The organism is Cryobacterium sp. MP_M3, assembly GCF_015752155.1.
Lineage (GTDB): Bacteria > Actinomycetota > Actinomycetes > Actinomycetales > Microbacteriaceae > Cryobacterium.
The window spans coordinates 1-25,445 of the sequence record NZ_JADOVI010000017.1 but is presented as its reverse complement, the minus strand read 5'-3'; the positions used below and the strand labels follow the sequence as shown (position 1 = coordinate 25,445).

Annotated in this window: 28 protein-coding genes, 1 tRNA gene and 1 pseudogene; 20 read left to right on the top strand and 10 right to left on the bottom strand. The window is 68.0% G+C overall.

Annotation, left to right across the window (positions count from 1 at the left end; translation table 11 throughout):
• Position 1 precedes the first annotated feature (1 nt).
• From ilvN to IWX89_RS15750, 6 genes and pseudogenes are all read left to right on the top strand, one after another.
• Positions 2-511 carry an acetolactate synthase small subunit gene (gene ilvN, locus IWX89_RS15770; protein WP_196904492.1) on the top strand — a complete coding sequence of 170 codons (510 nt, stop codon included), beginning with the start codon at positions 2-4 and terminating at the stop codon, positions 509-511.
• 93 nt (positions 512-604) lie between these two features.
• Entirely contained in the window at positions 605-1,633 is a 1,029-nt protein-coding gene (ilvC, locus tag IWX89_RS15765; protein ID WP_196904491.1) for a ketol-acid reductoisomerase, read from the top strand.
• A gap of 141 nt (positions 1,634-1,774) precedes the next feature.
• Positions 1,775-2,854 (top strand): zinc-dependent alcohol dehydrogenase family protein, encoded by a 1,080-nt coding sequence (locus tag IWX89_RS15760; RefSeq protein WP_196904522.1) that lies wholly within the window; start codon positions 1,775-1,777, stop codon positions 2,852-2,854.
• Positions 2,854-2,964: pseudogene (locus IWX89_RS18620) on the top strand (ketol-acid reductoisomerase); the annotation flags it as partial. The gene IWX89_RS15760 and the pseudogene IWX89_RS18620, both read left to right, overlap by 1 nt.
• A 173-nt stretch (positions 2,965-3,137) precedes the next feature.
• Positions 3,138-5,033, top strand: a complete 1,896-nt coding sequence (locus IWX89_RS15755) for an FAD-binding oxidoreductase (RefSeq protein ID WP_196904490.1) — start codon at positions 3,138-3,140, stop codon at positions 5,031-5,033.
• Positions 5,030-5,401, top strand: a complete 372-nt coding sequence (locus tag IWX89_RS15750) for a hypothetical protein (RefSeq protein WP_196904489.1) — start codon at positions 5,030-5,032, stop codon at positions 5,399-5,401. The genes IWX89_RS15755 and IWX89_RS15750 overlap by 4 nt, the downstream gene beginning before the upstream one ends.
• A gap of 67 nt (positions 5,402-5,468) precedes the next feature.
• On the opposite strand, the gene IWX89_RS15745 is transcribed toward IWX89_RS15750, so the two are convergent.
• Positions 5,469-5,885 carry a DoxX family membrane protein gene (locus IWX89_RS15745; protein ID WP_196904488.1) on the bottom strand — a complete coding sequence of 139 codons (417 nt, stop codon included), beginning with the start codon at positions 5,883-5,885 and terminating at the stop codon, positions 5,469-5,471.
• Positions 5,886-5,982: 97 nt separating this feature from the next.
• Here IWX89_RS15745 and serA point away from each other — a divergent pair, with 97 nt between their 5' ends.
• Positions 5,983-7,575 carry a phosphoglycerate dehydrogenase gene (serA, locus tag IWX89_RS15740; RefSeq protein WP_196904487.1) on the top strand — a complete coding sequence of 531 codons (1,593 nt, stop codon included), beginning with the start codon at positions 5,983-5,985 and terminating at the stop codon, positions 7,573-7,575.
• On the opposite strand, the gene IWX89_RS15735 is transcribed toward serA, so the two are convergent.
• Complete coding sequence (locus tag IWX89_RS15735) at positions 7,565-8,158, bottom strand: TetR/AcrR family transcriptional regulator (protein ID WP_196904486.1); 594 nt, start codon at positions 8,156-8,158, stop codon at positions 7,565-7,567. The two genes, serA and IWX89_RS15735, sit on opposite strands and share 11 nt — an antisense overlap.
• Positions 8,159-8,218: 60 nt before the next feature.
• On the opposite strand from IWX89_RS15735, the gene IWX89_RS15730 reads away from it, so the two are divergent.
• On the top strand, positions 8,219-9,745 hold the full coding sequence (locus IWX89_RS15730) for an MFS transporter (protein ID WP_307836593.1): 1,527 nt from the start codon (positions 8,219-8,221) through the stop codon (positions 9,743-9,745).
• A 55-nt stretch (positions 9,746-9,800) separates the two neighbouring features.
• Here the strand turns inward: IWX89_RS15730 and IWX89_RS15725 are convergent, their stop codons facing one another.
• Positions 9,801-10,049, bottom strand: coding sequence for a DUF6458 family protein (locus IWX89_RS15725; RefSeq protein ID WP_196904485.1), 249 nt, complete (start codon positions 10,047-10,049; stop codon positions 9,801-9,803).
• Between the two features lie 129 nt (positions 10,050-10,178).
• Here IWX89_RS15725 and IWX89_RS15720 point away from each other — a divergent pair, with 129 nt between their 5' ends.
• The 3 genes from IWX89_RS15720 to IWX89_RS15710 are packed head-to-tail and all read left to right on the top strand — an operon-like array spanning position 10,179 to position 13,188.
• Positions 10,179-11,261, top strand: a complete 1,083-nt coding sequence (locus IWX89_RS15720; RefSeq protein WP_196904484.1) for a 3-isopropylmalate dehydrogenase — start codon at positions 10,179-10,181, stop codon at positions 11,259-11,261.
• On the top strand, positions 11,258-12,427 hold the full coding sequence (locus IWX89_RS15715) for a branched-chain amino acid aminotransferase (RefSeq protein ID WP_196904483.1): 1,170 nt from the start codon (positions 11,258-11,260) through the stop codon (positions 12,425-12,427). The genes IWX89_RS15720 and IWX89_RS15715 overlap by 4 nt, the downstream gene beginning before the upstream one ends.
• Complete coding sequence (locus IWX89_RS15710) at positions 12,424-13,188, top strand: fumarylacetoacetate hydrolase family protein (RefSeq protein WP_196904482.1); 765 nt, start codon at positions 12,424-12,426, stop codon at positions 13,186-13,188. Before IWX89_RS15715 ends, IWX89_RS15710 begins: the two co-directional genes overlap by 4 nt.
• A gap of 12 nt (positions 13,189-13,200) precedes the next feature.
• Here IWX89_RS15710 and IWX89_RS15705 read toward each other — a convergent pair whose 3' ends face one another.
• Positions 13,201-13,818: a TetR/AcrR family transcriptional regulator gene (locus IWX89_RS15705; RefSeq protein WP_196904481.1), complete on the bottom strand. Its 618-nt coding sequence runs from the start codon at positions 13,816-13,818 to the stop codon at positions 13,201-13,203.
• A gap of 100 nt (positions 13,819-13,918) precedes the next feature.
• Here IWX89_RS15705 and IWX89_RS15700 point away from each other — a divergent pair, with 100 nt between their 5' ends.
• Both IWX89_RS15700 and IWX89_RS15695 read left to right on the top strand, forming a co-directional pair.
• Positions 13,919-14,953 carry an NADP-dependent oxidoreductase gene (locus IWX89_RS15700; protein ID WP_196904480.1) on the top strand — a complete coding sequence of 345 codons (1,035 nt, stop codon included), beginning with the start codon at positions 13,919-13,921 and terminating at the stop codon, positions 14,951-14,953.
• A gap of 71 nt (positions 14,954-15,024) precedes the next feature.
• On the top strand, positions 15,025-15,732 hold the full coding sequence (locus tag IWX89_RS15695) for a type 1 glutamine amidotransferase domain-containing protein (protein WP_196904479.1): 708 nt from the start codon (positions 15,025-15,027) through the stop codon (positions 15,730-15,732).
• 79 nt (positions 15,733-15,811) lie between these two features.
• On the opposite strand, the gene IWX89_RS15690 is transcribed toward IWX89_RS15695, so the two are convergent.
• A complete protein-coding gene (locus IWX89_RS15690; protein ID WP_196904478.1) occupies positions 15,812-16,903 on the bottom strand; it encodes an aminotransferase class V-fold PLP-dependent enzyme in 1,092 nt (363 codons plus the stop codon).
• 81 nt (positions 16,904-16,984) lie between these two features.
• On the opposite strand from IWX89_RS15690, the gene IWX89_RS15685 reads away from it, so the two are divergent.
• From IWX89_RS15685 to IWX89_RS15665, 5 genes are all read left to right on the top strand, one after another.
• Positions 16,985-17,953, top strand: a complete 969-nt coding sequence (locus IWX89_RS15685) for a LysR family transcriptional regulator (RefSeq protein WP_196904477.1) — start codon at positions 16,985-16,987, stop codon at positions 17,951-17,953.
• A gap of 12 nt (positions 17,954-17,965) precedes the next feature.
• Positions 17,966-19,486 carry a glutamate--tRNA ligase gene (gene gltX / locus IWX89_RS15680; protein ID WP_196904476.1) on the top strand — a complete coding sequence of 507 codons (1,521 nt, stop codon included), beginning with the start codon at positions 17,966-17,968 and terminating at the stop codon, positions 19,484-19,486.
• A 79-nt stretch (positions 19,487-19,565) separates the two neighbouring features.
• Positions 19,566-19,637 (top strand) — tRNA-Gln (locus IWX89_RS15675).
• A 196-nt stretch (positions 19,638-19,833) separates the two neighbouring features.
• Positions 19,834-20,028, top strand: coding sequence for an AlpA family transcriptional regulator (locus IWX89_RS15670; RefSeq protein ID WP_196904475.1), 195 nt, complete (start codon positions 19,834-19,836; stop codon positions 20,026-20,028).
• Complete coding sequence (locus tag IWX89_RS15665) at positions 20,021-21,226, top strand: site-specific integrase (protein WP_196904474.1); 1,206 nt, start codon at positions 20,021-20,023, stop codon at positions 21,224-21,226. The genes IWX89_RS15670 and IWX89_RS15665 overlap by 8 nt, the downstream gene beginning before the upstream one ends.
• Before the next feature lie 233 nt (positions 21,227-21,459).
• Here the strand turns inward: IWX89_RS15665 and IWX89_RS15660 are convergent, their stop codons facing one another.
• Positions 21,460-21,750: a DUF4287 domain-containing protein gene (locus IWX89_RS15660; protein WP_196904520.1), complete on the bottom strand. Its 291-nt coding sequence runs from the start codon at positions 21,748-21,750 to the stop codon at positions 21,460-21,462.
• Positions 21,751-21,966: 216 nt separating this feature from the next.
• On the opposite strand from IWX89_RS15660, the gene IWX89_RS18615 reads away from it, so the two are divergent.
• Positions 21,967-22,233: a DUF1905 domain-containing protein gene (locus IWX89_RS18615; RefSeq protein ID WP_307836592.1), complete on the top strand. Its 267-nt coding sequence runs from the start codon at positions 21,967-21,969 to the stop codon at positions 22,231-22,233.
• Positions 22,234-22,401: a YdeI/OmpD-associated family protein gene (locus tag IWX89_RS18610; protein ID WP_307836591.1), complete on the top strand. Its 168-nt coding sequence runs from the start codon at positions 22,234-22,236 to the stop codon at positions 22,399-22,401.
• Between the two features lie 311 nt (positions 22,402-22,712).
• Here IWX89_RS18610 and IWX89_RS15650 read toward each other — a convergent pair whose 3' ends face one another.
• From IWX89_RS15650 to IWX89_RS15635, 4 genes are read right to left on the bottom strand one after another with little or no spacing between them, the layout of a single operon-like run.
• Positions 22,713-23,114: a cupin domain-containing protein gene (locus IWX89_RS15650; protein ID WP_196904473.1), complete on the bottom strand. Its 402-nt coding sequence runs from the start codon at positions 23,112-23,114 to the stop codon at positions 22,713-22,715.
• Positions 23,115-23,122: 8 nt separating this feature from the next.
• Complete coding sequence (locus tag IWX89_RS15645; RefSeq protein ID WP_196904472.1) at positions 23,123-23,455, bottom strand: carboxymuconolactone decarboxylase family protein; 333 nt, start codon at positions 23,453-23,455, stop codon at positions 23,123-23,125.
• A 47-nt stretch (positions 23,456-23,502) separates the two neighbouring features.
• The gene (locus tag IWX89_RS15640; RefSeq protein ID WP_196904471.1) at positions 23,503-24,543 is read right to left on the bottom strand and encodes a zinc-binding dehydrogenase; all 1,041 of its coding nucleotides are present in this window, start codon (positions 24,541-24,543) and stop codon (positions 23,503-23,505) included.
• Between the two features lie 46 nt (positions 24,544-24,589).
• Positions 24,590-25,129: a cyclophilin-like fold protein gene (locus IWX89_RS15635; protein ID WP_196904470.1), complete on the bottom strand. Its 540-nt coding sequence runs from the start codon at positions 25,127-25,129 to the stop codon at positions 24,590-24,592.
• Positions 25,130-25,445 lie beyond the last annotated feature (316 nt).

Sequence of the window (25,445 nt, the reverse complement as noted above, 5' to 3'; positions counted from 1 at the left end):
CATGACCTCCCACGTTCTCAGCCTCCTCGTCGAGGACAAGCCGGGCCTGCTGACGCGCGTCGCCGGCCTGTTCGCCCGCCGCGGCTTCAACATCGAGAGCCTCGCCGTCGGCAGTACCGAGATCGAGGGTCTGTCCCGGATTACGATCCTCGTCGACGTCGAGGACTTCCCTCTCGAACAGGTCACGAAGCAGCTGAACAAGCTGATCAACGTGATCAAGATCGTCGAACTCGACCCGTCACAGTCCGTGCAGCGCGAACACCTGCTGGTCAAGGTGCGCGCCGACAACACGACCAGGTCCCAGGTGCTCGAGGCCGTCACCCTGTTCCGGGCCCGCGTCGTCGACGTCGGAATCGACGCGGTGGTGATCGAGGTCACCGGCGACTCCGGGAAGACCCAGGCGCTGCTGCGGGTGCTCGAACCCTACGGGATCAAGGAGATCGCACAATCGGGCCTGGTCGCCATCGGCCGCGGGTCGAAATCGATCACCGAGCGCGTCTACAAAAACTAACCACGGTCTTGACAGGCTCGACCACCGGGATCCCGGTTGTCGAGCTCGTCGAGACACGACCACCGACTACAACAACAAGGAGCACATTTACTCGTGTCTGAGATTTACTACGACAAAGACGCTGACCTCTCGATCATCCAGGGCAAGAAGGTGGCCGTCATCGGTTACGGCTCCCAGGGTCACGCCCACGCCCAGAACCTCCGCGACTCGGGTGTCGAGGTCGTCATCGGCCTCAAGGAAGGCTCGAAGTCGAAGGCCAAGGCCGAAGAAGCCGGCTTCACGGTGCTCAGTGCCGCGGAGGCCTCCAAGTGGGCCGACGTGATCGTCGTCCTCGCGCCCGACCAGGTGCAGCGCCACCTGTTCACCGACGACATCGAACCCAACCTCGCCGAGGGCAAGGCACTCGTCTTCGGTCACGGCTTCAACATCCGCTTCGGTTACATCACGCCCCCGGCGGGCGTCGACGTCGTCATGGTCGCCCCGAAGGGCCCGGGCCACACCGTGCGCCGCGAGTACGAGGCCGGCCGTGGCGTTCCCGTCATCGTCGCCGTCGAGAAGGATGCCTCGGGCGCGGCCTGGCCGCTCACCCTCAGCTACGCGAAGGCGATCGGCGGGCTCCGCGCCGCCGGCATCAAGACCACCTTCACCGAAGAGACCGAAACCGACCTGTTCGGCGAGCAGGCCGTGCTCTGCGGCGGCGCGTCGCAGCTGATCCAGTACGGCTTCGAGGTGCTCACCGAGGCCGGCTACCAGCCGCAGGTCGCCTACTTCGAGGTGTTGCACGAGCTCAAGCTCATCGTCGACCTGATGTGGGAGGGCGGCATCGCCAAGCAGCGCTGGAGCGTCTCCGACACCGCCGAGTACGGCGACTACGTCTCCGGCCCGCGCGTGATCGACCCGCACGTCAAGGAGAACATGAAGGCCGTTCTCGCCGACATCCAGAGCGGCGCGTTCGCCGACCGGTTCATCAAGGACCAGGACGCCGGCGCCCCCGAGTTCCTCGCGCTCCGCAAGAAGGGCGAAGAGCACCCGATCGAGGCCACCGGCCGTGAACTGCGCAAGCTGTTCGCGTGGAACGCCTCGTCCGACGACGACTACGTCGACGGCGAAGCCGCGCGCTAGCAATCCCGGGAAGCGGCGGGCTCATCGACACGATGGGTCCGCCGCTTCTTTGTTGCCGGGTGACTCCGGAACGCCATGAAGGGTGTACTTTGCGCTGTGGCGCGGACGACCGCCCGGGCCTCCTGGACGGTGGGAGTCAGCATGAAGGCGCTCGTCTATCACGGACCGGGGGAGAAGTCCTGGCAGGACGTCCCCGATCCGCGGATCACGCATCCGACCGACGCCGTCGTGCGGGTGGACACGACCACGATCTGCGGCACCGACCTGCATATCCTCAAGGGTGACGTGCCGGCGGTGCAGCCCGGCCGGATCCTCGGCCACGAGGGTGTCGGCACCATCGTCGAGGGGGGCTCGTCGGTCGAAAGCCTCTCGGCAGGCGACCGGGTCATCATCTCCTGCATCAAATCGTGCGGCCACTGCGCCAACTGCAAGCTCGGGCTCTACTCGCACTGCCTCGGCGACGAGGGTGCCTCCGGCACCGGCTGGGTGTTCGGCCACCTGATCGACGGCACCCAGGCCGAGTTCGTGCGCGTGCCGTACGCGGAAAACTCCCTCCACCGGATCCCTCCGGGCGTCAGCGACGAGGAGGCCGTCATGCTCTCGGACATCCTGCCGACGGGCTTCGAGATCGGGGTGGTCAACGGCAGGGTCAAGCCCGGAGACGTGGTAGCCGTGATCGGGTCTGGGCCGGTCGGACTGGCGGCCATGGCCACGGCCGGTCTCTACGGCGCCGGCACGATCATCGCCATCGACACCGACCGCAACCGGCTGGAGCAGGCCACCCGGTTCGGCGCCACCCACTCCGTGGTATCCGGCAGCCCGGACTGGAGGGAGCAGGTTCTCGCCCTGACCGACGGCGCAGGCGTCGACGTCGCAATCGAGGCGGTCGGCATTCCCGAGACGTTCACAATGGCGGTCGACGTCGTGCGCCCCGGCGGCAGTGTCGCCAATGTCGGCGTGCACGGCAAGCCCGTCGAACTGCACCTCGAGGAGCTGTGGATCCGGAACATCACCATCAGCATGGGCCTGGTCAACACGAACAGCACCCCGATGCTGCTGAAGCTGGTCGCCCAGGGCAAGATCCCCGCCGGGGCGCTGGCCACCCACCGGTTCGGGTTCGACCAGTTCCTCGACGCCTATGACACGTTCGCCCGCGCGCCGGAGACCAGGGCGCTCAAGGTCGTGATCAGCCGGGGGACGGGCGCCGCCCGGCAAACCTAGAGGGCGAAGAGCCCCCGATCGAGGCCACCGGCCGTGAACTGCGCAAGCTGTTCGCGTGGAACGCCTCGTCCGACGACGACGACTACGTCGACGGCGAAGCCGCACGTTGACCTGAGCGCTTATCACCGGCGGGGCCGATCCACTCGGTCGGCCCCGCTGACGCGTCACTGTGCTTGCCATGGCCGGTGCAGGGTCTTAGGCTTCCAGCGGAAGAACCCGGCCGCTTTCACCAGGTCCCGAGCGGCCGGCCAGACATCGACCACGGCAATCGCAGGTGAGACTCATGGGCAGAAGGACCGGACGACCGCAGAGCAACACGCCTCACTCCATCGGCGCGGTGAACGACCTGCGGCGACAGATCGCCGGCCCCGTGATCGCGGTCGGCGACTCCCGCTACGACGAGGCCAGACGCGTCTGGAACGGCATGATTGATCGGCACCCCATTGCGGTGGTGCGGGCGGCCGAGGTCGCCGACATCGGCCCCGTGGTGCAGTTCGCCCGCGATCGCGGTCTGCCGCTGGCGGTGCGCGGCGGCGGTCACAACGTGGCAGGCAACGGAACTGTCGACGGCGGCCTCGTGCTCGACTTGGGAAGTCCGACCGCAGTCGAGGTGAATGCCCGCACCAACACGGTGCGCGCCCAGCCCGGGGCCACCCTCGCCGACGTCGACCGGGCCACCGAACCCTACGGGCACGCGGTGCCGGTCGGCGTCGTCTCCGGAACCGGGGTGGCCGGCCTCACGCTGGGTGGCGGGGTCGGCTGGTTGACCCGCGCCCACGGGCTCACCGTCGACAACCTGGTTGCGGCAGAGGTCGTCACCGCGGCGGGTGCGACGGTGACGGCGAGCGACACCGAGAACCCCGAACTGTTCTGGGGGCTGCGTGGAGGCGGCGGCAATTTCGGGGTGGTGTCCACATTCGTCTTCCGGGCGCATCCGCTGCCCACCGAGGTGCTCTCCGGCAACCTCGTCTACGGCCGGGACCGCTGGCCGGAGGCGCTCCGCGCCTTCGCGGTCTGGACCCGCGACCTGCCGGACGAGCTGACCTCGATCATCAGCTTCATGGTGCCGCCGCACGACTGGGAGCTGGGGGACGACCCGCTGATGCTGCTCGGCTTCGCCTGGGCGTCGCCGGATCTCGGGGCCGGTGAGGAGATCGTGGACCGACTCCGACGGGCCGCGCCGCCCGATACCGAGGTGCGTCTGCCCGGTGAGCGGCGTGCAGCTTCGGCGGATGCCGCCGGCGGTCGCTTCCGTTGTGAAAAAGACCACCTGCCGGCATTCGGAACGCTGTCGGGCCGTCGTGGATCGTCGGTGCCCGGCCGGGGGCGCAGGAGAGTCAGTTCCGCCTCGATCTCGCGGAAGACCGGCGGCGACCAGGTGCCCGCGGCGAATCGGATGTGGGCGCCCGAGGCGGCCAGGGCCTCGGGCGGGTCGATCTCGCCCACGCGCGGCAAGTCATCCCGGATGAAATTCTCGGCCGCTATGCCGGGTGCGCGCGGACCGTGTGCGGCTCAGAGCGAGTTCCCGGAGAGTCAGCGGCGCAACTGTTGCCCGTTCGGACATCTGGTGCCGGCACGCCGGCAACTGTTGTCCGATTCGGCAACAGTTGTGCCGTCGGGGATCATGTCGGCGGATCGGTACGCTGGAGAGATGACTTCTGGATACTCCGACCGGGACGACGCCCTGGGCTGGGCCGGCGACGACGACCCCACCCTGCAGACCGGCACCGGAAGGGCATCCCCCGGCGAAGCGGACGGCGACAGCGCGGGGAGCGGGCCCGATGCACCGCCCGCGGCCCCGCCGCCCGAGGGCTGGACCGTCGCCGGACCGGCATCCGCCGTCGAAGCGCAGGAAGCCGCCGAAGCGGCCGCCGCCGCCGCCGCGCCAGCCAGTTCCTTCGCCCTGATTGCGCTCGGCGTGTTCGGCGGGGTCTACCTGCTCTACACGATCGGCTGGTTCATCGGCATCTCCCGGATCGACAATCCGCTGTCGGACGCCGTCGGGCAGTTCATGTTCTCGCTCGGACTCTGGCTCGCCGTCGCAGCGCCCGCAGCCTGGTTCGGTGCGACGTTCTGGCTCACCCGCACCCGGCCTCGGGCCAGGCTCGGCCTGCTGCTGCTGGGCGTCGTCCTGCTCGCGCCACTGCCCTTCATCATCAACGCCGGGGGAATCTCATGAGCGCGAGCGACGCAACATCGGGTGCCGGCAAGGTCGTCATCGCACCGGGCGGCACCCCGCGCTGGCTCTTCCTCACCATCGCCAGCGTCTTCGGGCTGTTCTACGCCTACGACGCGTGGGAAGGCGTCGGCAACCTGGTCGGACTCAACCTCGCAGCCCAGAGCCTCGACACGACCCTGAGCGGATTCGGCTGGGGGTTCCTGATCGCCGGCGTGCTCCTGCCCGTCGCGGTCTTCGCGCTCGCGATCCGGCTCGGCCGCGCCCGCTCGGTCGGCGTTCAGGTGCTCCTGCTGCTCGTGGGCCTGTGCCTGGTCGCCGCGCTCTCCGCGGACATCTTCATGTTCGGCCTCGGCAGCCTCATCGTCTGACCGGTGCCGGTGACGGTCCCGGCGCAGGTTCGAGAAGCGGGCGCACGTTCCAGCCTGCGCCGGCGGCTCAAACCTGCGCCGCGGCCACCGGCACGATCGCAAGCGCGATCAGGGCCACCAGCAGCGCCTGGCCGAGCAGCCGCGGCACGAGCGGGATGGCGATCCGGCCGAACCGCTCCGGATGCCGGGCCGCGAAGGCGTTCGCCGGGAACACGGCGACGAGGAACACGATCAGGCAGACCCCGCTCGTCACAATCAGGGGTCGATATAGCAGGCCCGCTCCGCCGGCGAGTTCGCACAGCCCGGTGAGGACCACGAGCGCGCGAGGGTTCAGGATGCCCGTGGATCGCAGTCGTGGCGGGATCATCGCCGCCATCGTGCGCTGCACGGAGGGCAGGAAATGGGTGACCCCCGCGCCCATGAAGACCACCGCGAGAAGGAGGCGGAGGACGAACTGGACATCGGTCAACGTAACGCTGCTCATCGCCCCATTCTGCAGCCGATAGAGTGATTTCCTAACTGGCGCCCCACGGTCGCGGCGCAAGCCCACCCTTTCTGCTGCAATCGGAGGAACTTTTTTCGTGTCAAAACCAGTCGTACTTATTGCCGAAGAACTCTCGCCCGCAACCGTTGACGCCCTTGGACCGGACTTCGATGTGCGCAACGTCGACGGCACCGACCGCCCGGCACTGCTCAAGGAATTAGCCTCCGCCCACGCCATCCTCGTGCGCTCCGCGACGAAGGTGGATGCGGAGGCCATCGCCGCCGCACCGCTGCTCAAGGTCATCGCGCGGGCCGGCGTCGGCCTGGACAACGTCGACATCAAGGCGGCGACCGCGGCCGGCGTCATGGTAGTCAATGCCCCGACCTCGAACATTATCTCCGCGGCCGAACTCACGGTCGGCCACATTATCAGCCTCGCCCGCCACATCCCCCCGGCCCACGGCGCACTCGCCGAGGGCCAGTGGAAGCGGTCCAAGTACACGGGCGTCGAGCTCTACGAAAAGACGATCGGAATCATCGGCCTCGGCCGGATCGGCGCCCTCGTCGCCGCGCGAATGCAGGCCTTCGGCACGAACATCATCGCCTTCGACCCGTACATCACCTCGGCCCGTGCCCAGCAGCTCGGCGTGACGCCGGTCAGCCTCGACGAACTGCTCGCCCAGTCGGACTTCGTCACGATCCACATGCCCAAGACGCCTGAGACCACCGGGATGCTCGGCGCGGCCCAGTTCGCGCTGATGAAGCCGACCGCCTTCGTCGTCAACGTCGCCCGCGGCGGACTGATCGACGAGGCAGACCTGCACGACGCCCTCGTCGCCGGCACGATCGCCGGAGCCGGACTCGACGTGTTCGTCAGCGAACCCCCGACCGGTTCGCCCCTGCTCGGCCTGCCGAACATCATCACGACGCCGCACCTCGGCGCGTCGACCGACGAAGCGCAGGAGAAGGCCGGCGTGTCCGTCGCCAAGTCGGTGCGCCTCGCGCTCTCCGGTGAACTCGTCCCCGACGCGGTCAACGTGGCCGGCGGCATCATCGACCCCTACGTGCGCCCCGGCATCCCGCTGGTCGAGAAGCTGGGCCAGGTCTTCTCCGGCCTCGCCGCGCACAGTCCCCTCACCAGCGTCGACGTGGATGTCCGCGGCGAACTGGCCGACTACGACGTGAGCGTGCTCAAGCTCGCCGCGCTCAAGGGGATCTTCACCAACGTGGTCAGCGAGACGGTGTCCTACGTGAATGCGCCGCTCCTGGCCGAGCAGCGCGGCGTTGCCGTGCGCCTGATCACCGACAAGGAATCGCCTGAGTACCGCAACGTCATCACGCTGCGCGGCGCCCTGGCCGACGGCTCGCAGGTCTCGGTGTCCGGCACCCTGACCGGCACCAAACAGATCGAGAAGATCGTCGAGGTGAACGGCTACGAGGTCGAGGTTCCGTTCGCGGAGCACCTCATCGTGATGGTCTACACGGACCGCCCCGGAATCGTCGCCGTCTACGGCCGCGAGTTCGGTGACGCCCAGATCAACATCGCCGGTATGCAGATCGCCCGCCACGTCGCCGGCGGGAAGGCGCTCAGCGTGCTGACCGTCGACTCACCGGTGCCCGCGAGCCTGCTCACCAAGGTGCGCGACGCTATCGACGCCGACGTGATGGTCGAGATCGCCCTCACCGAGTAACAGGCCGTTCGGTCATTCGCCCGATCACGGCGAGCAACCGGTCCAGCCTCGCCGCCGACGTCAGGTCGGCGGCGAGCTGGCCCGGGCCCGCGAGGGTTGATTCGTAGTACAGACCGTCACTGATGAGCATGACCGCCTCGGCCACGTCGGGGTCGCCCACCGCCTCCTCGATCGCTGCCAGCCACTGGCGCCGGGTTGAGGCCAGGGCCTGGTTGGCCAGCGGATGCGCCCCCTGCGCCAGGCGTACGGCCGCGGCGATATTGTGGTCCAGCCGCGTTCCCTCCCACATCGAGGTGCGGATCAGGTAGTCGATCGCGCCGGCCGGGGCCGCCCGGATCTGCTCGACGTCGTCGGCGACGAGCGCCGTGAGGCGGGCGAGCAGCCCCTCCACGAGGGCGTCCTTCGAGCCGAAATGGTAGAGCAGGCCGCCCTTGGACAGTCCGGCGGCCGCGGCCACCGTCTCGACGGTGGCAGCCCGCTCGCCCTGGTCGATCAGCAACTGCGCATAGGCGTCGAGGATGCGGTCGCGGGTGGACACGGATGCCGGGGCGCGGCCGGCGGGGGATGCGGGGACGGAGCTCATGATGCTACTGTACCGTCTGGACGGTATAGTTTCGTCCGCCGAATCCGAAAGCAGCCTCCCGTGTCGTCCGACCTCCGCCAGATCGCCCTTGCAGCCCCTGAACTCAGCCCCCGCCGCCGGTGGTGGGCACTGGTCGTGCTCATGCTGCCGGTGCTCCTGGTCTCGATCGACAACACCGTGCTCAACCTCGCCCTGCCGGCCATCTCCGAGGCACTCCGGCCCACCGGCACCCAGCTGCTCTGGGTGATCGACATCTACCCGCTCATGCTCGCCGGCCTGCTCGTGGCCATGGGTAGCCTGGGCGACCGGATCGGGCGACGCCGTCTGCTCCTGATCGGCTCGGCCGGATTCGGCACGGTCTCCGTGGTGGCGGCTTTCGCCCCGAGCGTCGAATGGCTCATCATCGACCGCGCCGTGCTCGGCGTGTTCGGCGCCATGCTGATGCCGCCGACCCTGTCACTGCTCCGCTCCGTTTTCACCGAGCGCGACCAGCGCCGGTTGGCGATCGCCATCTGGGCGAGCGGGTTCGCCGCCGGCAGCGCGCTCGGCCCGGTCGTGGGCGGCGTGCTGCTGGAGCACTTCGCCTGGGGATCCGTCTTCCTGCTCGCCGTGCCGCTGCTCCTTCCGTTGCTCGTGCTCGGCCCGCTCCTTGTCCCGGAGTCGCGTGACCCGAACCCCGGCCGGATCGACCTGCCGAGCATCCTGCTCTCCCTGGCCACCATGTTCCCCGTCGTCTACGGCATCAAGGTGCTGGCCGAACACGGACCCTCGCTCGCCACGATCGGGCCGATCCTGCTCGGGCTGGTCGCCGGCATCCTGTTCGTGCGCCGCCAGCCTCGCCTGGCCCAGCCGATGATCGACCTCGCGCTGTTCCGCACGGGCGCCTTCAGCGGAGCGATCGGCGTCAACCTGCTCAGCGTGGTCGCCCTCGTCGGCGGGCTGTTCTTCCTGTCCCAGTACCTGCAGCTCGTGCTGGGCCTGTCCCCGCTGGCGGCCGGCCTCGTGCTCGTGCCAGGCCTGACGGCCATGATCGTCGCCGGCCTGGTGATCGTGCCGATCTCCCGGCGCGTGCGCCCGTCGATCGTGGTGCCGACGGGACTGCTGATCTCGGCCGGGGGCTACCTGGCCATCGCCCTCGGCGGGGCGACGCTGGACGCAGTCGGGGTCGCGCTCGTGTTCGCGCTGCTCGGCATCGGAATCGGCGCTGCCGAGACCGTGTCGAACGAACTCGTCGTGGCGACCGCGCCGGCCGACAAGATGGGCGCGGCATCCGCGGTCGGTGAGACGGCCTACGAGCTGGGAGCGGTGCTCGGCACGACGATCCTCGGCACCATCCTGACCGCCGCCTACCGGGGCTCGGTCGTGCTGCCCGAGGCGCTGAGCGCCGCTCAGCGCTCGGCCGCGGCGGAGACGCTCGGTGGGGCCGTCGCCGTGGCCGGCGCTCTCCCGGCCGGCCAGGCCGAGCTGCTGCTCGCCTCAGCGCGGGATGCCTTCGGTACCGGCATCGGGCCCACCGCCTGGATCGGGGTGGGCCTGGTGCTGGCCGCGGCCGTCGTGGCACTGCTCACGCTGCGCAAAGCGCGGTAGCGGGGCGCTTCGCGGCGTGCGGCGTGCGGCGCGCGGCGTGAGCCGTGCCGGACGATCAGTTGTCGTCGATCGAGCGCTTCTCCTGCGTGACCTGCTCGCCGTCGACGACGGCGCTCCGGGTGGTGCTCACGCTGGTGCGCTTGCGGGTCAGGAGCACGATCCCGAGGATGATGATCACGGCTCCGGCGCCCATGAAGATGTAGCCGACGAAGTCGAGGTCGATCCAGTCGACGCTGATGTTCAGCGCGAAGACGAGGATGGCGCCGACGACGACGACGAGGAAGATACCCAGTCCAAGGCTCATGAATGTCTGCTTTCTCTGGCTGCCAGGCTGTGCTGTCAGGGATTGTGTTGTCAGGAATTGTCCAGCTTAGACAATCGATCGCTCGCAGTAGGGTTTATCTACAGGTAAATCCCAGACATACGGAGCCGAATGTCCACTCAAATCAAGCTCGCCGTCATTCCAGGCGACGGGATCGGTCCCGAGGTCGTCGCCGAGGCCGTCAAGGTGCTCGAGACGGCGACGGCCGCTGACGACGTCACCTTCGACCTGACCTGGTTCTCGCTCGGGGCCGCGCGGTTCCTCGAAACCGGTGACGTGCTCACCGACGAGGACCTCTCCTCCATCGCCGCCCACGACGCGATCCTGCTCGGCGCCGTCGGCGGAGTTCCAGGTGACCCGAGACTGGCCAACGCGAACATCGAACGCGGCCTGCTGCTCAAACTGCGGTTCTCCCTCGACCACTACGTCAACCTGCGGCCCAGCGTGCTCTTCCCCGGGGTGCCCAGTCCGCTGGCCGCTCCCGGCAACGTCGACTTCGTCGTCGTGCGGGAGGGAACCGAGGGGCCTTACGTCGGCAACGGCGGCGCGATCCGCCAGGGCACGACCCACGAGGTGGCCAACGAGGTCTCCGTCAACACCGCCTTCGGCGTCGAACGCGTCGTCCGGTACGCGTTCGCGGTCGCCCAGGCCAGGCCGGGCCGGCACCTCACCCTCGTGCACAAGACCAATGTGCTCGTCTTCGCCGGCAGCCTCTGGCAGCGCATCGTCACCGCCGTGGCGGCCGAATTCCCCGAGGTGAGCGTCGATTACCTGCACGTCGACGCGGCGACGATCTTCCTCGTCACGAATCCGAGTAGGTTTGATGTCATCGTCACGGACAACCTCTTCGGCGACATCCTGACCGATCTGGCGGCCGCAATCAGCGGCGGCATCGGCCTCGCGGCCTCCGGGAACATCAACCCTGATGGCCGGTTCCCCAGCATGTTCGAGCCGGTGCACGGATCGGCACCCGACATCGCGGGCAAGCAGCTGGCCGACCCGACGGCAGCCATCCTGTCGGTCGCGCTCCTCCTCAGCCACCTGGGCCTGACGGATGCCGCGGCCAGGGTGACCGCCGCGGTCACCGCGGACATCGCTGCTCGCAGGGGGGACGGTGCCGCCACGGCACCGCGCAGCACCACCGACGTGGGCAACGCCATCGTGACCCGACTGACAGACAAGGGACTCCAATGAGCCAGGCAGCACCGAGCCAGACCGCACCGAGCCAGACCGCACCGACCGAGACGACCGCCACGGCCCCGCTGGCCTTCAGCGTCACCCGGGCGACCACGCCGCGCACGAAGGCCGAGCGCGACGCCATCCTCAGCGACCCCGGCTTCGGCAAGCAGTTCACCGACCACATGGTCGCCATCGACTGGACGCTCGAGGACGGCTGGCACGACGCCCGCGTCATCCCGTACGGCCCGCTCCAGCTCGACCCTGCCTCCTCAGTGCTGCACTACGGCCAGGAGATCTTCGAGGGCCTGAAGGCCTACCGCCACGCCGACGGGTCAATCTGGACCTTCCGTCCGGAGAAGAACGCGGAGCGCCTGCAGCGTTCGGCCCGCCGGCTCGCCCTGCCGGAACTCCCCGTGCCCGATTTCATCGAATCGATCAAGCAGATCATCGCCGTCGACGGTGACTGGGTGCCCTCCGCGGCCGAGACGAGCCTCTACCTGCGCCCGTTCATGATCGCCAACGAGAGCTTCCTCGGGGTGCGGGCCGCGCACAAGGTCGGCTACTACGTCATCGCCAGCCCCGCGGGGGCGTACTTCACGAACGGCGTCGCGCCGATCAAGATCTGGCTCTCCACCGAGTATTCCCGGGCCGGACGAGGCGGCACCGGCGCCGCCAAGTGCGGCGGCAACTACGCCGCTTCGCTGTTGCCCCAGATGCAGGCCTATGACAACGGGTGCGCCCAGGTCTTGTTCCTCGACGGGGAGACCAGCAGCCGCATCGACGAACTTGGCGGCATGAACGTCTTCTTCGTCTACGGCACCCACAAGCTCGTCACCCCGCGCCTGACCGGGTCGATCCTCGAGGGCGTCACCAGGGACAGCATCATGCAGCTGGCCAGGGACCGCGGGATGACCGTCGAGGAACGCGACGTCACCCTCGGCGACTGGCGCGACGGCGTCGAATCGGGCGCCATCACCGAGGTGTTCGCCTGCGGCACCGCCGCCGTCGTCACCCCGATCGCCGAACTCAAGGGGCCCGACCTCTCGATCGGCAACCCGGATGCCCCCGCCGGCGAGATCACGATGGCGCTGCGCCAGGAGCTGACCGACATCCAGTACGGGCGCCTGCCCGACCGCCACGGCTGGCTCGCCCGCCTCGACACCCCGGCGGGACAGGCGTGAAGGTCGCCCGGTTCAGCCACGGCGACATCATCGCCTTCGGGATCATCGACGACGACGAACTGGTCGTGCTGAAGGGCGACCCGATGTTCGCCGGCTACGACCCGACCGGGGAGCGGATCGCCTTGCGCGAGGTCAAACTGCTCGCCCCGGTGATCCCGCGCTCCAAGGTGGTCGGGATGGCCCACTCCTTCTACGAGAACCGCGAGGAGCAGGCCGCCGGCGAGCAGAGGGAGCCCCGGATCTTCCTCAAGCCGAACACCGCCGTCGTGGGCCCAGGCGACCCGATCGTGCTCCCGGCCCAGTCCGGCGACGTGCGGGTCGAGGGGGAACTCGCCGTGGTCATCGGCACGATCACGAAGAACGTTTCGGTGGAGGACGCCGAGGACGCCATCTTCGGGTACACGATCGCCAACGACGTGACAGCGCGCGACCTCTACGAACGCGACGAGGACCTGACCCGGGCGAAGAGTTTCGACTCCTTCTGCCCGCTGGGCCCGGTCATCGACACCGAGTACGACTGGACCGGCCTGTCCCTGCACGGGCGGATCAATGACGAGCCGTTCCAGACCGGCGACGCGGCCCTGCTCCGGCACACCATCGCGGAGATGGTCTCGTTCGTCTCCGGCGTCTTCACCCTCCTGCCGGGCGACGTCATCCTGACCGGCGCGCCGGGGGCATCCGGGGCCGTCGTCAACGGTGACACCGTGCAGGTCGAGATCGCCGGGATCGGCGTGCTCTCCAATCCGGTGCGCCGGGCCTGAGCCGGGCCCGCTTCAGGCGGGGGAGCCCGGGAACCAGGCCCTGACCTGGCTCGACGCCGTGTCCAGCAGGGCGACGGCCTCGTCTCGGTTGACCCTGGCCACGAGCATCGCGCTCATCGACAGCGAGGCGAGGGTGCGCACTCGCTCGTCGAGTCTGGCCGGGTCGGCATCCGCCTTATTCGGCGCCGACGCCGACGCCGACGCCAGGGCGTGCCGCAGCGCGTCGGCCAGTTCGACCCGGTAGCCCTCGACGACAGCGCGGGCCGGGTCGTCATGGGCGGCCAGTCCGGCCGCGCAATTCACCAGCAGGCAGCCGGTGCGGGGGGAGTCGCCGGCCAGGGCCGCCGTGGCCCGGCTGAGGCCGTCGAAGTACTCCAACAGCGCCGAGGCATCCGGGGTCCCCGCGCGCAGCACGGCCAGTCGGGGCCGGATGACCGTGTCCAGGTAGTCGGTGACCGCGGCGTCGAAGAGACCGCGTTTGCTCCCGAAGGCGTGGTACAGGCTGGAGCGGCCGAGGCCGGTGGCTGCCTCCAGGTCGGCGAGCGACGCAGCCTCGTAGCCCTTGTCCCAAAACAGGTCCCGTGCAGCTTGTACGACGACACTGTTGTCGAAGGTCTGCAGGCGCCCCATGACCACTCCTTGAATTCGCGTGCCGATTGATCAATTTTGTGTACCGATAGGTCCACTATATAGTAAAACGATCGTTCCAAAACTAGCAGAGGAGCCCAACATGGCCTCATCCACCACCAGCACCCAGATCCAGCTCGTATCGCGCCCCGTCGGCTGGCCGACGGATACCGACTTCGGCGCCATTCGCATCGACCTGCCCGAGCTGAGCCCCGGCCAGGTTCGCGTGGCCAACGAGTTCGTCTCGGTCGACCCCTACATGCGCGGCCGGATGAACGACGCCAAGTCCTACTCTGCCCCCTATTCTCTGGGTGAGACCATGACCGGCGGAGCCGTCGGGCGCGTCGTCGCGTCGGCCTCCGACACGGTCGCCGTCGGTGATGTGGTGGTGCACCAGTTCGGTTGGCGCGACCTGGTGCAGGAGGACGCCGCCGGGTTCCGCGTCGTCCCCGAACTCCCCGGTGTTCCGCTCTCAGCCTATCTCGGCGTTCTGGGCATGACGGCCCTCACCGCCTACGTCGGCCTGCTCGAGGTCGCCGGCCTGAAGGAAGGCGACACCGTTTTCGTCTCCGGCGCGGCCGGGGCCGTTGGCAGCATGGTGGGACAGATCGCGCGGCTCAAGGGTGCCAGGCGTGTGATCGGCTCCGCCGGGTCGGCCGAGAAGGTCGCCCTCCTGACCGAGAAGTACGGCTTCGACGCCGCGTTCAACTACAAGGACGGCGACATCGCCGGGCAGCTCGCCGCCGCGGCTCCGGACGGAATCGACGTCTACTTCGACAACGTCGGAGGCGAGCACCTCGAGGCTGCACTGGCCAGCTTCAACGACGGCGGACGCGCCGCTCTCTGCGGCGCGATCTCCGTGTACAACAACACCGAGGCGGCCGGCGGACCTCGCAACATGGCGAACATGATCGGCCGCGGGCTGACTCTCAAGGGCTTCATCGTGGGCAACTACGTGCAGCACTTCGCCGCGTTCTCCACAGATATGGCCGGCTGGCTCGCCTCGGGAGAGGTCGTCTTCGACGAGACCGTGGTCGACGGGATCGACCACGCGGTCGACGCCTTCCTCGGCCTCATGCGCGGCGAGAACACCGGCAAGATGGTGGTCCGCACGGGCGAGCTCGTCCCGGCCGTCTGATCGCCACGCACGAATCCCCGCGCCATTCCACCTACGCCTTCACGCACGAATCCACCGAAAAGGGAGAACCCATGACCCACGTACTCTTCGTCGTCAGCGCGGCTGACCACTGGACCTTGAACGACGGCAGCCTGCACCCCACCGGGTACTGGGCCGAGGAGCTCGCCGAACCGCACCGCCTCTTCACCGAGGCCGGCTGGAAGATCAGCATCGCCACCCCAGGTGGCGTGGCCCCGACGATCGACGCCGTCAGCCTGCGCCCCGAATCCGCCGGGGGAGAGGACCGTGCCGCGCAGATCATCGACTACATCGGCTCCATCTCCGGCGAGCTCGACGAGCCGCAGAGCCTCGATGCCATCGACGTGGCCGACTACGACGTGGTGTTCTACCCGGGCGGACACGGCCCGATGGAAGACCTCGCCGTCGACGCGGTCTCCGGCCGCATCCTGACCGATGCCCTCGACACCGGCCGGATCCTCGGCGTGCTCTGCCACGCCCCGGCCGCCCTGCTCGCCGCGAATCGTGCCGACGACAGCTGGCCGTTCACCGGGTACCGGATGACCGGCTTCACCGATGCCGAAGAGGTGCTCGGCGGTCTGGCCCCGAAGGCGCCGTGGCTCGTGCAGAGCCGCCTGGTCGAACTGGGCGCCGACTTCATCGCCGGCGACTCGTTCGCCCCGCACATGGAGATCGACCGCAACCTGTACACCGGGCAGAACCCGGCCTCCTCGGGCGAGCTCGCCCGGGCGATCATCGCCGCCGTCGCCGACAAGGAGTAGCCCCGGCGGCGGTCGGACCGGGGGATCTCGACGGGCTCGATCACCGGTTCGGTGGTCGAGCTTGTCGAGACCCCGTGGCTCACCGGCGCAGTGCCGCGAGCACGGCGTCGACGTCGCCCAGGTCGTTCCAGAGATGGAACGCCACCCTGGCCCGGCCGGCCCGGCCCGACGCCGTGATCCCCGCGGCGGCGAGGCCGGCCAGGTCGCTGCCGTCGGCGTCCGACCAGGTCACGATCGCCTGCCCGTTCGCCTTGAGGCCGAGACCGTGGCAGAGCGCGTCGCCGAGCCCGGCGTCGTGGCGCCGCACCTCCTCGAGATCGAGCGAGGCGACGAACGCCAGTGCCTCCCGCGCGCCGACCCAGGCCGGCCAGGCGGGGGACACGTCGAAGCGGCGGCCGTCCTCCGCCAGCGCCATCTCAGGTCCGTAGCAGGATTGCCACGGGTCCTCCCCGGCATACCAGCCGGCCTGGCTCGGCCGGAGCCGGGCGGCGAACGCGGGGAGCACCGTCAGGAACGCCGCACCCCGCGGCGCGCCGAGCCACTTGTAGGCGTGGCAGATCGTGGCGTCGAAGTCGCCGGCCGCCACCGGCATCCAGCCGGCCGCCTGCGTGGTGTCGCAGAGGGTGAACGCCCCGTGGGCATGGGCCGCCCGGGCGATGCCGTCAGCGTCGGCGAGCCGTCCGGTCGCGGACTGCACCAGCGAGAACGCCACCAGCCAGGTATCGTCGGTGACCAGTCCCGCGAGATCGTCGAGCGCGGCGTGCCGCACCCGCACCCCGCGGTGGGCCTGCTGCAGGAACGGGAACACCATCGAGCTGAAATCGCCGTCGACGCAGAGCACTTCGGCGCCGTCGGGCACCGAGGCCGCGACCATCGCCGCCAGCACGGATGCCTGTGATCCGATCGCCACGGCCCCGGCCGGAACGCCCACGAGTGACGCGTAGCTCTGCCGGGCCGCCGCGATGTCGGCCGCGTAGCCGGCCGGGCAGGCCTCGCCCCGCGCCCAGCGCTCGCCGTCCTCGCGGAGGGCCGTCACGGTGCCGATCGTCGGCAGGCCGAGCGTGCACACGGCAAGGTAGCGTCCCACGGTCGGTGCGTACGCGGCCTTCGCCTGCGCGAGACTGGCACCCTCGACGGGGAGGGGCGGCGTGGACGGAGACGGAATGGGCATGAGACCATCGTCGCCGGACCAATTCCATTCAACAATCCCCGGTATCTGATCGAATCCATAAGCCACGATTATGATTACGACATGACGCTCACCCGGCCGGACGCCCTCGACCTCGACTCCCAGGCGCTGCGTGTCGTGCAGCGAATCGCCGAGCTGGGCTCGATCACCGCGGCGGCGCGATCCCTCGGCTACAGCCAGCCGGCGGTGAGCCAGCAGCTCAAGCGCCTCGAGGCCCGGATCGGCATGCCGGTCGTCAGCCGGGTCGGCCGCGGCGTGCGCCTGACCGAGGCCGGCCGCATCCTCAGCCGCTACGCGGTCACCGTCACCACCGCCCTCGACGCGGCGGCCGGGGAACTCGGCGAGCTCGCCGGGCTGCGATCGGGGCGGGTGCGGCTCGCCTCGTTCCCCTCGGCGTCGTCGACGATCGTGCCGACCCTGCTGCGGGAACTCGCGACGAGGCACCCGGGACTGCAATTGAGCTACCGCGAGGCCGAACCGCCCGAGGCCGTGCAGTCCGTGCGCGCCCAGGCGGCGGACCTCGCCATCACCTTCAGCTATCCGGGCGACCCGGGCGACCCGCACCGGTCCAGCGCCAGGGGCCTCGCCGTGCTCCCGCTCTGGCGGGATGAGATGCTCGTGTTACTCCCGGCCGCGCATCCGCTCGCGACCCACAGCGTGGTCGACCTGGCCGACCTCGCGGCGGAGAACTGGATCGCCGGCTGCCCGCGCTGCCGGGCGCACCTGCTCGCCCTCGCGGAACCGCGCGGGTACCTGCCCCGCATCGCCCACGAGACCGACAACTTCGTCGCCGTGTTCGGCCTGGTCGCCGCCGGTCTCGGGGTGGCGCTCGCGCCCACCCTGGCCGTGGCGGCATCCGCCCTGCCGCCGGGTGCGGTGGCCCGTCCGACCTCGGGCGGCGATTTCCGCACCATCCACCTCGTCGCCGCTTCCGGTTCGGACCTGATCCCGGCGGTGGCCGCCACGACCCGGGCGATCACCGGGCTGGACGAGAGCGTGTGGTCCCTCTCGGGGGTGGAACGCCTTCGCTAGGATGAAGAGCGTATGTCTACGACACCAGCACACCCATTCTCGACCGCGACCGGCACCGATGTGCGCGTGCGGTTCTGCCCATCTCCCACCGGAACGCCGCACGTCGGCCTGGTGCGCACCGCGATGTTCAACTGGGCCTACGCCCGGCACACCGGCGGAACGTTCATCTTCCGGGTGGAGGACACCGACCCGGCGCGCGACACCGAGGAAAGCTTCGTCCAGCTGCTCGAAGCCCTGCGCTGGTTGCGCCTCGACTGGGATGAGGGCGTGGACGCCGGGGGACCGCACGGCCCGTACCGGCAGTCCCAGCGCTACGACATCTACCGGGACGTCATCGCCAGGCTCACCGAGTCCGGCCACATCTACGAGAGCTTCGCCACCGGCGAGGAGATCGAGGCCCGCAACGTGTCGCTCGGCCGCGACGCGAAGCTCGGCTACGACAACTTCGAGCGCGACCTCACCGACGAGCAGAAGGCCGCCTACCGAGCGGAGGGCCGGTCCCCGGCGCTGCGCCTCAAGGTTCCCACCGAGGACATCACGTTCGACGACCTCGTCCGCGGCGAGATCACCTTCCCGGCCGGCTCGTTCAGCGACTTCGTCGTCGTGCGGCCCAACGGGCATCCGCTCTACCCGTTCGTGAACCCGGTCGACGACGCCCTGATGGGCGTCACCCACGTGCTGCGCGGCGAGGACCTGCTCTCGTCGACCCCGCGGCAGATCGCGCTCTACCACGCGCTGATCGAGATCGGGCTGACCGACTTCGTGCCGCGCTTCGGCCACCTGCCCTACGTGATGGGCGACAAGAACAAGAAGCTCTCCAAGCGCGACCCGGAGTCGAACCTGTTCCTGCACCGCGAGCGCGGGTTCATCCCCGAGGGCCTCGTCAACTACCTGTCGCTGCTCGGCTGGTCGCTCTCGCACGACCGCGACGTCTTCTCGGTCGAGGAGATGGTGGCCGCGTTCGACGTGGTCGACGTCAACCCGAACCCGGCCCGGTTCGACCTGAAGAAGGCCGAATCGATCAACGGCGACCACATCCGGCTGCTCGACGCCGCCGACTTCGCCGCCCGGCTCGTGCCGTACCTGGCCGCCGCCGGGATCGTCACCGAGCCGCTGACGGATGCCGAACAGGCCATCCTCGAGGCCGGCGCGCCGCTGATCCAGGAACGCATCGCCCTCCTCGGCGAGGCCCCCGGCATGCTCGGCTCGCTCTTCATCTCCGGCGACGCCCTCGTGCACGAGGCGGACGCGCTCGCCTCGCTGCCAGCGAACACCGCGGAGATCCTCGCGGCGTCGGCTGCGGCACTGCGGGACATCCCCGAGGCTGAGTGGGCGCACGAGCTTGTGCACACCACCCTCGCCGCGACGCTGATCGAGGGGCTTGGACTCAAGCCGCGGATCGCCTTCGGTCCGCTGCGGGTGGCCGTGTCCGGACGCAAGGTCTCGCCACCCCTGTTCGAGTCGATGGAGATCCTCGGCAAGACCGAGTCCCTCGCCCGGCTCGACGCACTGGCGGCCGTTCGCGCCGACTGACGCCGATGCGCGCGTCGGTTTGTCCTCTTCCCGCCGGTAGGTTAGAGTTACAAACCGGCCCGCTCTTCGGAACAGGCATTGGGGTATGGTGTAATTGGCAACACGACTGATTCTGGTTCAGTTGTTCTTGGTTCGAGTCCAGGTACCCCAGCACGAGCAGGCGCAGGATTCCGCGGCGAAATCACCCATCGCCCATCCTCTTCTTACAGCCCAAAACCGGGCTAATTACCATAAACGACACCAAAAACCCCTCATGGGGTCGCCGCGGGCTTGTCTTGTCCCGGCTGCTACGGACCTGTCACGGACTCAGCGGAGCAATCACGGGTTCGGTCGTGCACCTCTTCGGTATGGACGCGACCACGCAGCTCACTCCGACTTTCCTCACCCAACGGGAACTCGCCGACCTGCTCCGACTGCCCGAGCGCACGTTGGAGGACTGGCGCCTGACGCACTCTGGGCCGCCCTATCTCAAGCTCGGTCGGCACGTGCGCTACGACGTTCACGACGTGCTCGCCTGGGTCACGGAACACCGGCATGGTTAGGCCACAGATCACCGCAGGTGAACTCGGCAAGATCGATGTGAAACGCCTTCCGAGCGGCCGGTATCGAGCCCGCGCCTCCAGTCGTGACGACAGCGGCGCCTTGAATCGCCTCACGGTCACTGCAGAGACCGAAGACGCGGCACGCGACGAAGTCATCCGACAGGCCACGGCGACGGCGACCGGCGGATCCGGAGCGCTTTCGCCATCGAGCACGATCGCGGAAGCAGTCGAGCTATGGCTATCGCAGATCCTCACCCGCGCGAAGGCCGGCAGCCTCGCGTATTCGACCTACGAGTCGTACGAGACCACCGCGCGCGTGATCATCGTGCCGCGTTGCGGGGGAGTGCGGCTCGACCGACTGACCGTCGGTCGCTGCGACCGCGTTCTACAGCGAATCCTGGAGGAGGAGACCATCTCCAAAGCACGTCGTGCACGCGCGGTCCTGAGCCTCGTTTGTGGCTACGCTGTGCGCGACGACGCGTTGGAGCGGAACCCAGTGCGCGACGTACAGCGCCTGCCCACGTCACCCAAGAAGGAGTCCGCGCTCACCCGGGAGCAGATCAAAGGCATCCGCGAACTCATGCAGCAGTGGAGAGTGACGCGGGAGGACGGACCCAGACCCAACTACCGCGCCCTGATCGACGGCATGGACATCATGCTGGGCACTTCGGTGCGTATCGGTGAATGCCTCGGCCTGCGTCGCTGCGACGTAGACATCACGGCTGAGCCGCCTACCCTCACCGTCAACGGCACGATTGTGAGCAACAAAGCCCAAGGATCGCATCGGAAGGATTCTCCCAAACGCTCTCGACAACGTCGGAGCATCGCGCTTCCGTCGTTGGCAGCCGCGGCCGTGCGTCGTCGGCTGGCACTGGCCGAACCCGAGCCGGAAGCGTTCTTGTTTCCGACGAGAACCGGCCGCTCGCTGAGCGTCAGCAACTACGAGCGCTTGCTTCGCATATTCGTCGGAGATGAGGGCGCGAACCTGATCGAGCTGGGCGTCGACGTCGACGAGTACACGACGCACATCTATCGCCGTACCGCCGCCACTCTCATCGAGCGCGCGGCCGGAATTACCCTGGCGTCTCGACTTCTCGGCCACGCGAACGAGCAGACCACGCGAAATAGCTACGTTGTCACGGCCGACCAGGTCGACCCGGTGACGGCCGAAATCCTCGACGCTGTGCTCGGTGGGTGAACGAGGTTCGACGACTCGAGAATGTGCCCGCAGGGGAACGACAAACGGGCGGCGCGCCTACCCGGCGTAGCACTCATAGTCAACACAAGTGCGGCGGGTGCTTCCGGCTCGTCGAGCGATACCGGAGGCTTTTCGCTATTGCACTCGCCCGGGCTACCGTCAGTGTTCCTGCGCGCTGTGGTTGGTCATCCGCTATGCCAATGCGAGGGCATTTCCAGATCCGATGGTTCACTTCACGCAGGACGGGTCTTCTTGCCGTCGAGCCAGAGAGTGTCGGAAGCGTCGTTGTGGGCGGTGCCGGTGCCCACATGCCTGGGGTCGATCTTGTCGCCGTTCTTAATGACGTGGACCAAGGCTATGGCGTGACCGCGGCCGATATCGAAGTCTGCCTTCAGCCAATCGACGATCACCCCGGTCTTTGTCGACGGGGCGTCGAATCCCTTCTCTTGGGCGAGCGTGATGAACTCGCGCGGCGTCAGCCCGGTCTTGTCTTCGATGTTGTCGAGGTACGCCTGGAATGACATCATTGCTCCTTTTCCAATGTGAGATGGGGGCCGCAGGTCGGTCCCGCGAGTGCGAGGAAAGATGTTTAGTCGCCCCCTCGGTGGTCGGCTGACCAGGTGAGCACCATCCGCCTCACCAAAGGGCGCGCCTTGTGAGTCAACGCGACCGTTGACAGTCGGCCTGACGCGGGTATTCGATGGACTTCACCATGACCCGCGAGCAGAAAAGAGGCAAGCGTGCCGACCTTCACAACAACCCTTGTCCAATCAGGCAACAATGTCGGCATCGACGTGCCGGAGGAGATCGTTCTCGCCTTCGGCGCCGGAAAACGGGTGCCCGTGACGGTGCAGATCGCCGGGTATAGCTACCGTTCCACGATCGCCGTGATGGGTGGCCGCTACCTCATCCCGCTTTCGGCGGCGCACCGTGCCTCGGCTGGCGTGGCCGGCGGCCAGCAGCACCAGGTGACGATCGAACATGAGCCCGGTGATCGTGCCGTCTAGGTGCCGACCGATCTGGCAGAAGCCCTCGCGCTCTCCGGCGCCCGCGAAACCTTCGACGGCTTGGCGCCGTCACGCCGGAAGGAACATGTGCGCGCGATCCAGGACGCGAAGACGTCGGAGACGCGCGCGCGCCGGATCGCGGCGACGATCGCGAAACTCGTCGGCTGAGAATCCTGCGAGCCTATCTCCTCGAGCGCCGAACATCCGGCTCGCCCAGAAAGAGCCTGCACGATCGGGCAGCTACTTCGCGGCGCGTACTTGTCACTCGACGAGGGTGACCAACGCGTATCGGGTAGACACGAGCACAAGATCGTCTTCAGGTCTGCCCGGTGCCACCAGTTACAACGCTGCTGAAGGGCGTCGGTGAGCAGCGCGGTGACGGTGGCGGTAACCGATTTGGCGTCCTCCATGACCCGGGAAACACCGATATCTTGGTCGCTGTGAATTGCACCCTGTCGCCGCCGCGCGGTGGCGATTCTTCAGTGGCCGTTGTACTCGTCGTCGGTCACGTGCTTCAGCCAGGTGGTGGTCTTGGCGGCGTCGTCGCCATTCTGGACCATGGCGATGTGTTCCATGAAGACGCCGGGGGCGGCCGCATGCCAGTGCTCTTCGCCTGGCGGGGTGTAGAGCGTCTGGCCGGGGTGGACCTCGATGATCGATCCGTCACGCCCGCCGAAGCGGGCGACGCCCTGGGTGACGTGGACGTACTGGCCCAGTTCGTGGGAATGCCACGCTGTGCGGGATCCCGGGGCGAAGCGGACCGTCACGACGACCATGCGCTGGTCGGCGTCGTGGGGCAGTGCGATCGGGTCGAGCCAGACATCGCCGGTGAACTTGGCGGCTGGGTTCAAGACGGTCGGTACTGCAGGTTCGATAATCATTGCTTTCCTTAGGGGTTGGAAGTGAACAGTTGCTTCGCGACGCCCATCGCGGCCATGCCCTGAGGCCAGCCGGCGTAAAGCGTGACATGGGTGATGGCTTCGATGAGCTCCTCTTGGGTCACGCCATTCTTGATGGCGTGATCAAGGTGAAAGCTCAGCTGCTCGGTGTTTCCGTTGGCGGTCAGCACGGCCACGGTGATGAGGCTGCGGTCCCGGGGAGAGAGTTCGAGGCGGTTCCAGACGTCTTCGAAGGGGACGTCGTCGGTAAGCTCGGCGAGCTTCGGAGCGAAGTCACCGAACAGGTTCCGGCCACCCCCGACCTGCTTGCGGTGGTCAGTCATATTCTTCTTTCTTTCAGGTGAGTCGTCGTCGTGGCCGACCGGGCCGGTCAGAGGGCGATCATGACTTTGAGGGCTTCGCGGTTGTCCATGGCACGGTAGGCGTCGGGGACGGCGTCGAGGTTCACGGTTCGGTCGAAGACCTTGCCGGGGTTGACCGTGCCGTCGAGGATCGCGGGCATGAGCTGCTCGATGTAGGCGCGCACGGGTGCAGGACCGCCGGTGAGGGTGACGTTGCCGCCGAAGAGGCTACTGAACCCGATGGGTGCGTCCTCGTACTGGGGGACGCCAACGCGGCTGATGACTCCGCCGGGGCGGACGATGCGGTAGGCCTGCTCGTAGGCGGGCATGTGTCCGACGGCTTCGAGCACTTTCCGGGCCCCGTATCCGCCGGTGAGTTCCCGGACCTTGTTGATTCCTTCTTCACCGCGCTCGGCGACGATGTCGGTTGCCCCGAACTCGAGGCCGAGATCGGTGCGTGCCTTGTGGCGCCCCATCAGGATGATGCGTTCCGCGCCGAGCTGCTTGGCAGACAGGACGGCCATCAGGCCGACCGCTCCGTCGCCGATGACGGCGACGGTGTCTCCGCTGGTGACTCCGGCGCGGGCGGCTGCGTGCCACCCGGTGCCGTAGACGTCGGACAGGGTCAGCAGCGAGGTGAGCAGCGGGGAGTTCTCCGCGACGCCGGGAACTTTCACGAGGGTGCCGTCAGCGAACGGGACCCGGATGGCTTCCGCTTGTGCGCCGCCCATCCCGGGCATGTCCCAGAAACCGCCGTGTACGCAGGAGGTGTAGAGGCCCTCTCGACAGAATTCGCACGTTCCATCGGAAAAAGCGAACGGGGCAATAACCAGGTCTCCACGGACGAGGGTACGGACATCGGATCCGATCTCTTCGACGACGCCGATGAATTCGTGCCCCATGGACGCCCCCTCCGGGGTGGGCTCCATGCTGTGGTACGGGTGCAGGTCGGACCCGCAGACGCAAGCTCGGACGATTCGGACGATTGCGTCGGTGGTGTTTGTGAGTACTGGGTCGGGGGCGTCGATGATGCGGACGTCGCCGGGACCAAACATGTATGCGGCTTTCATTACTATCTCCAGTTGGGTTCTCGGGGGAGGGAAGAGAGGTGTTCGATCAATCGGCTTCGCGAAGGGTGACCGTGAAGTTGATTGACTGAGTTTCGATGGCGCGAGTGTCTTCGTAGGTGCCGATCGGGACGATGCCGGCGAAATATCCGACGTGGTCGTAGTAGAGGACGAGGCGTTGATCGGGGGCGTAGTACCCGATCGTTGTGGGCGAGGCGTCACTGCCCGCGGGCGCTCCAGTCAGGTCCAGTGGAGCCGGGAGCTCCGCGACTTTTTCCTGGCCGCCAAAGTCACGGAACGATAGCGTCAGCGGAAGTTGGGCCAGTAATGACAGAGACGTGGCGCTGGTGTCGAGTTCTCCGGCGATCTCCTGGCCGCCAATGTCCATGACGATGGGGGTGCCGGTGGACTTAGGGGCTGGGGCGGAGGTCACGGGCGGCTCGCTTGACGGGGTGATCGGGGGGCGTGAGCTGGTTGCCGGGCGTCCGGCGTGGCTGCCGCCGCATCCGGCGAGAGCGAGGGCGATCGCGACGGTCGATAGTGCGACCACCGTGCGCACGGTCTTCTTTAGCGAGACTGGGTTTTTCATGAGCCAGCCGTCTCTGCGCCCTCAACGACACGGTTGCGAGTATTCATGGAAACGAATCCTTTCCGGGAACTGGGGGAGGGCACTAGTGCTGCGGTCCGCCGGGGGTCTTAGAGGTGGGCATGGAAGGCGGTGCGACGTCCGTAGAGGGTCAGAAGGAACGCCGCCAGTCCGGCCGCGATCATCACGACGGTGAGGACGAGGCCGTCGAAGACGCTTAGCAGCAATACCGTTCAGTTAAGCTTGCCCGTGTTACGTTGGGGGTATGGCGCGTACGGGGTGGGTGAAGCCGGTCTCTGATCGCCGGTTGTCGGATTTG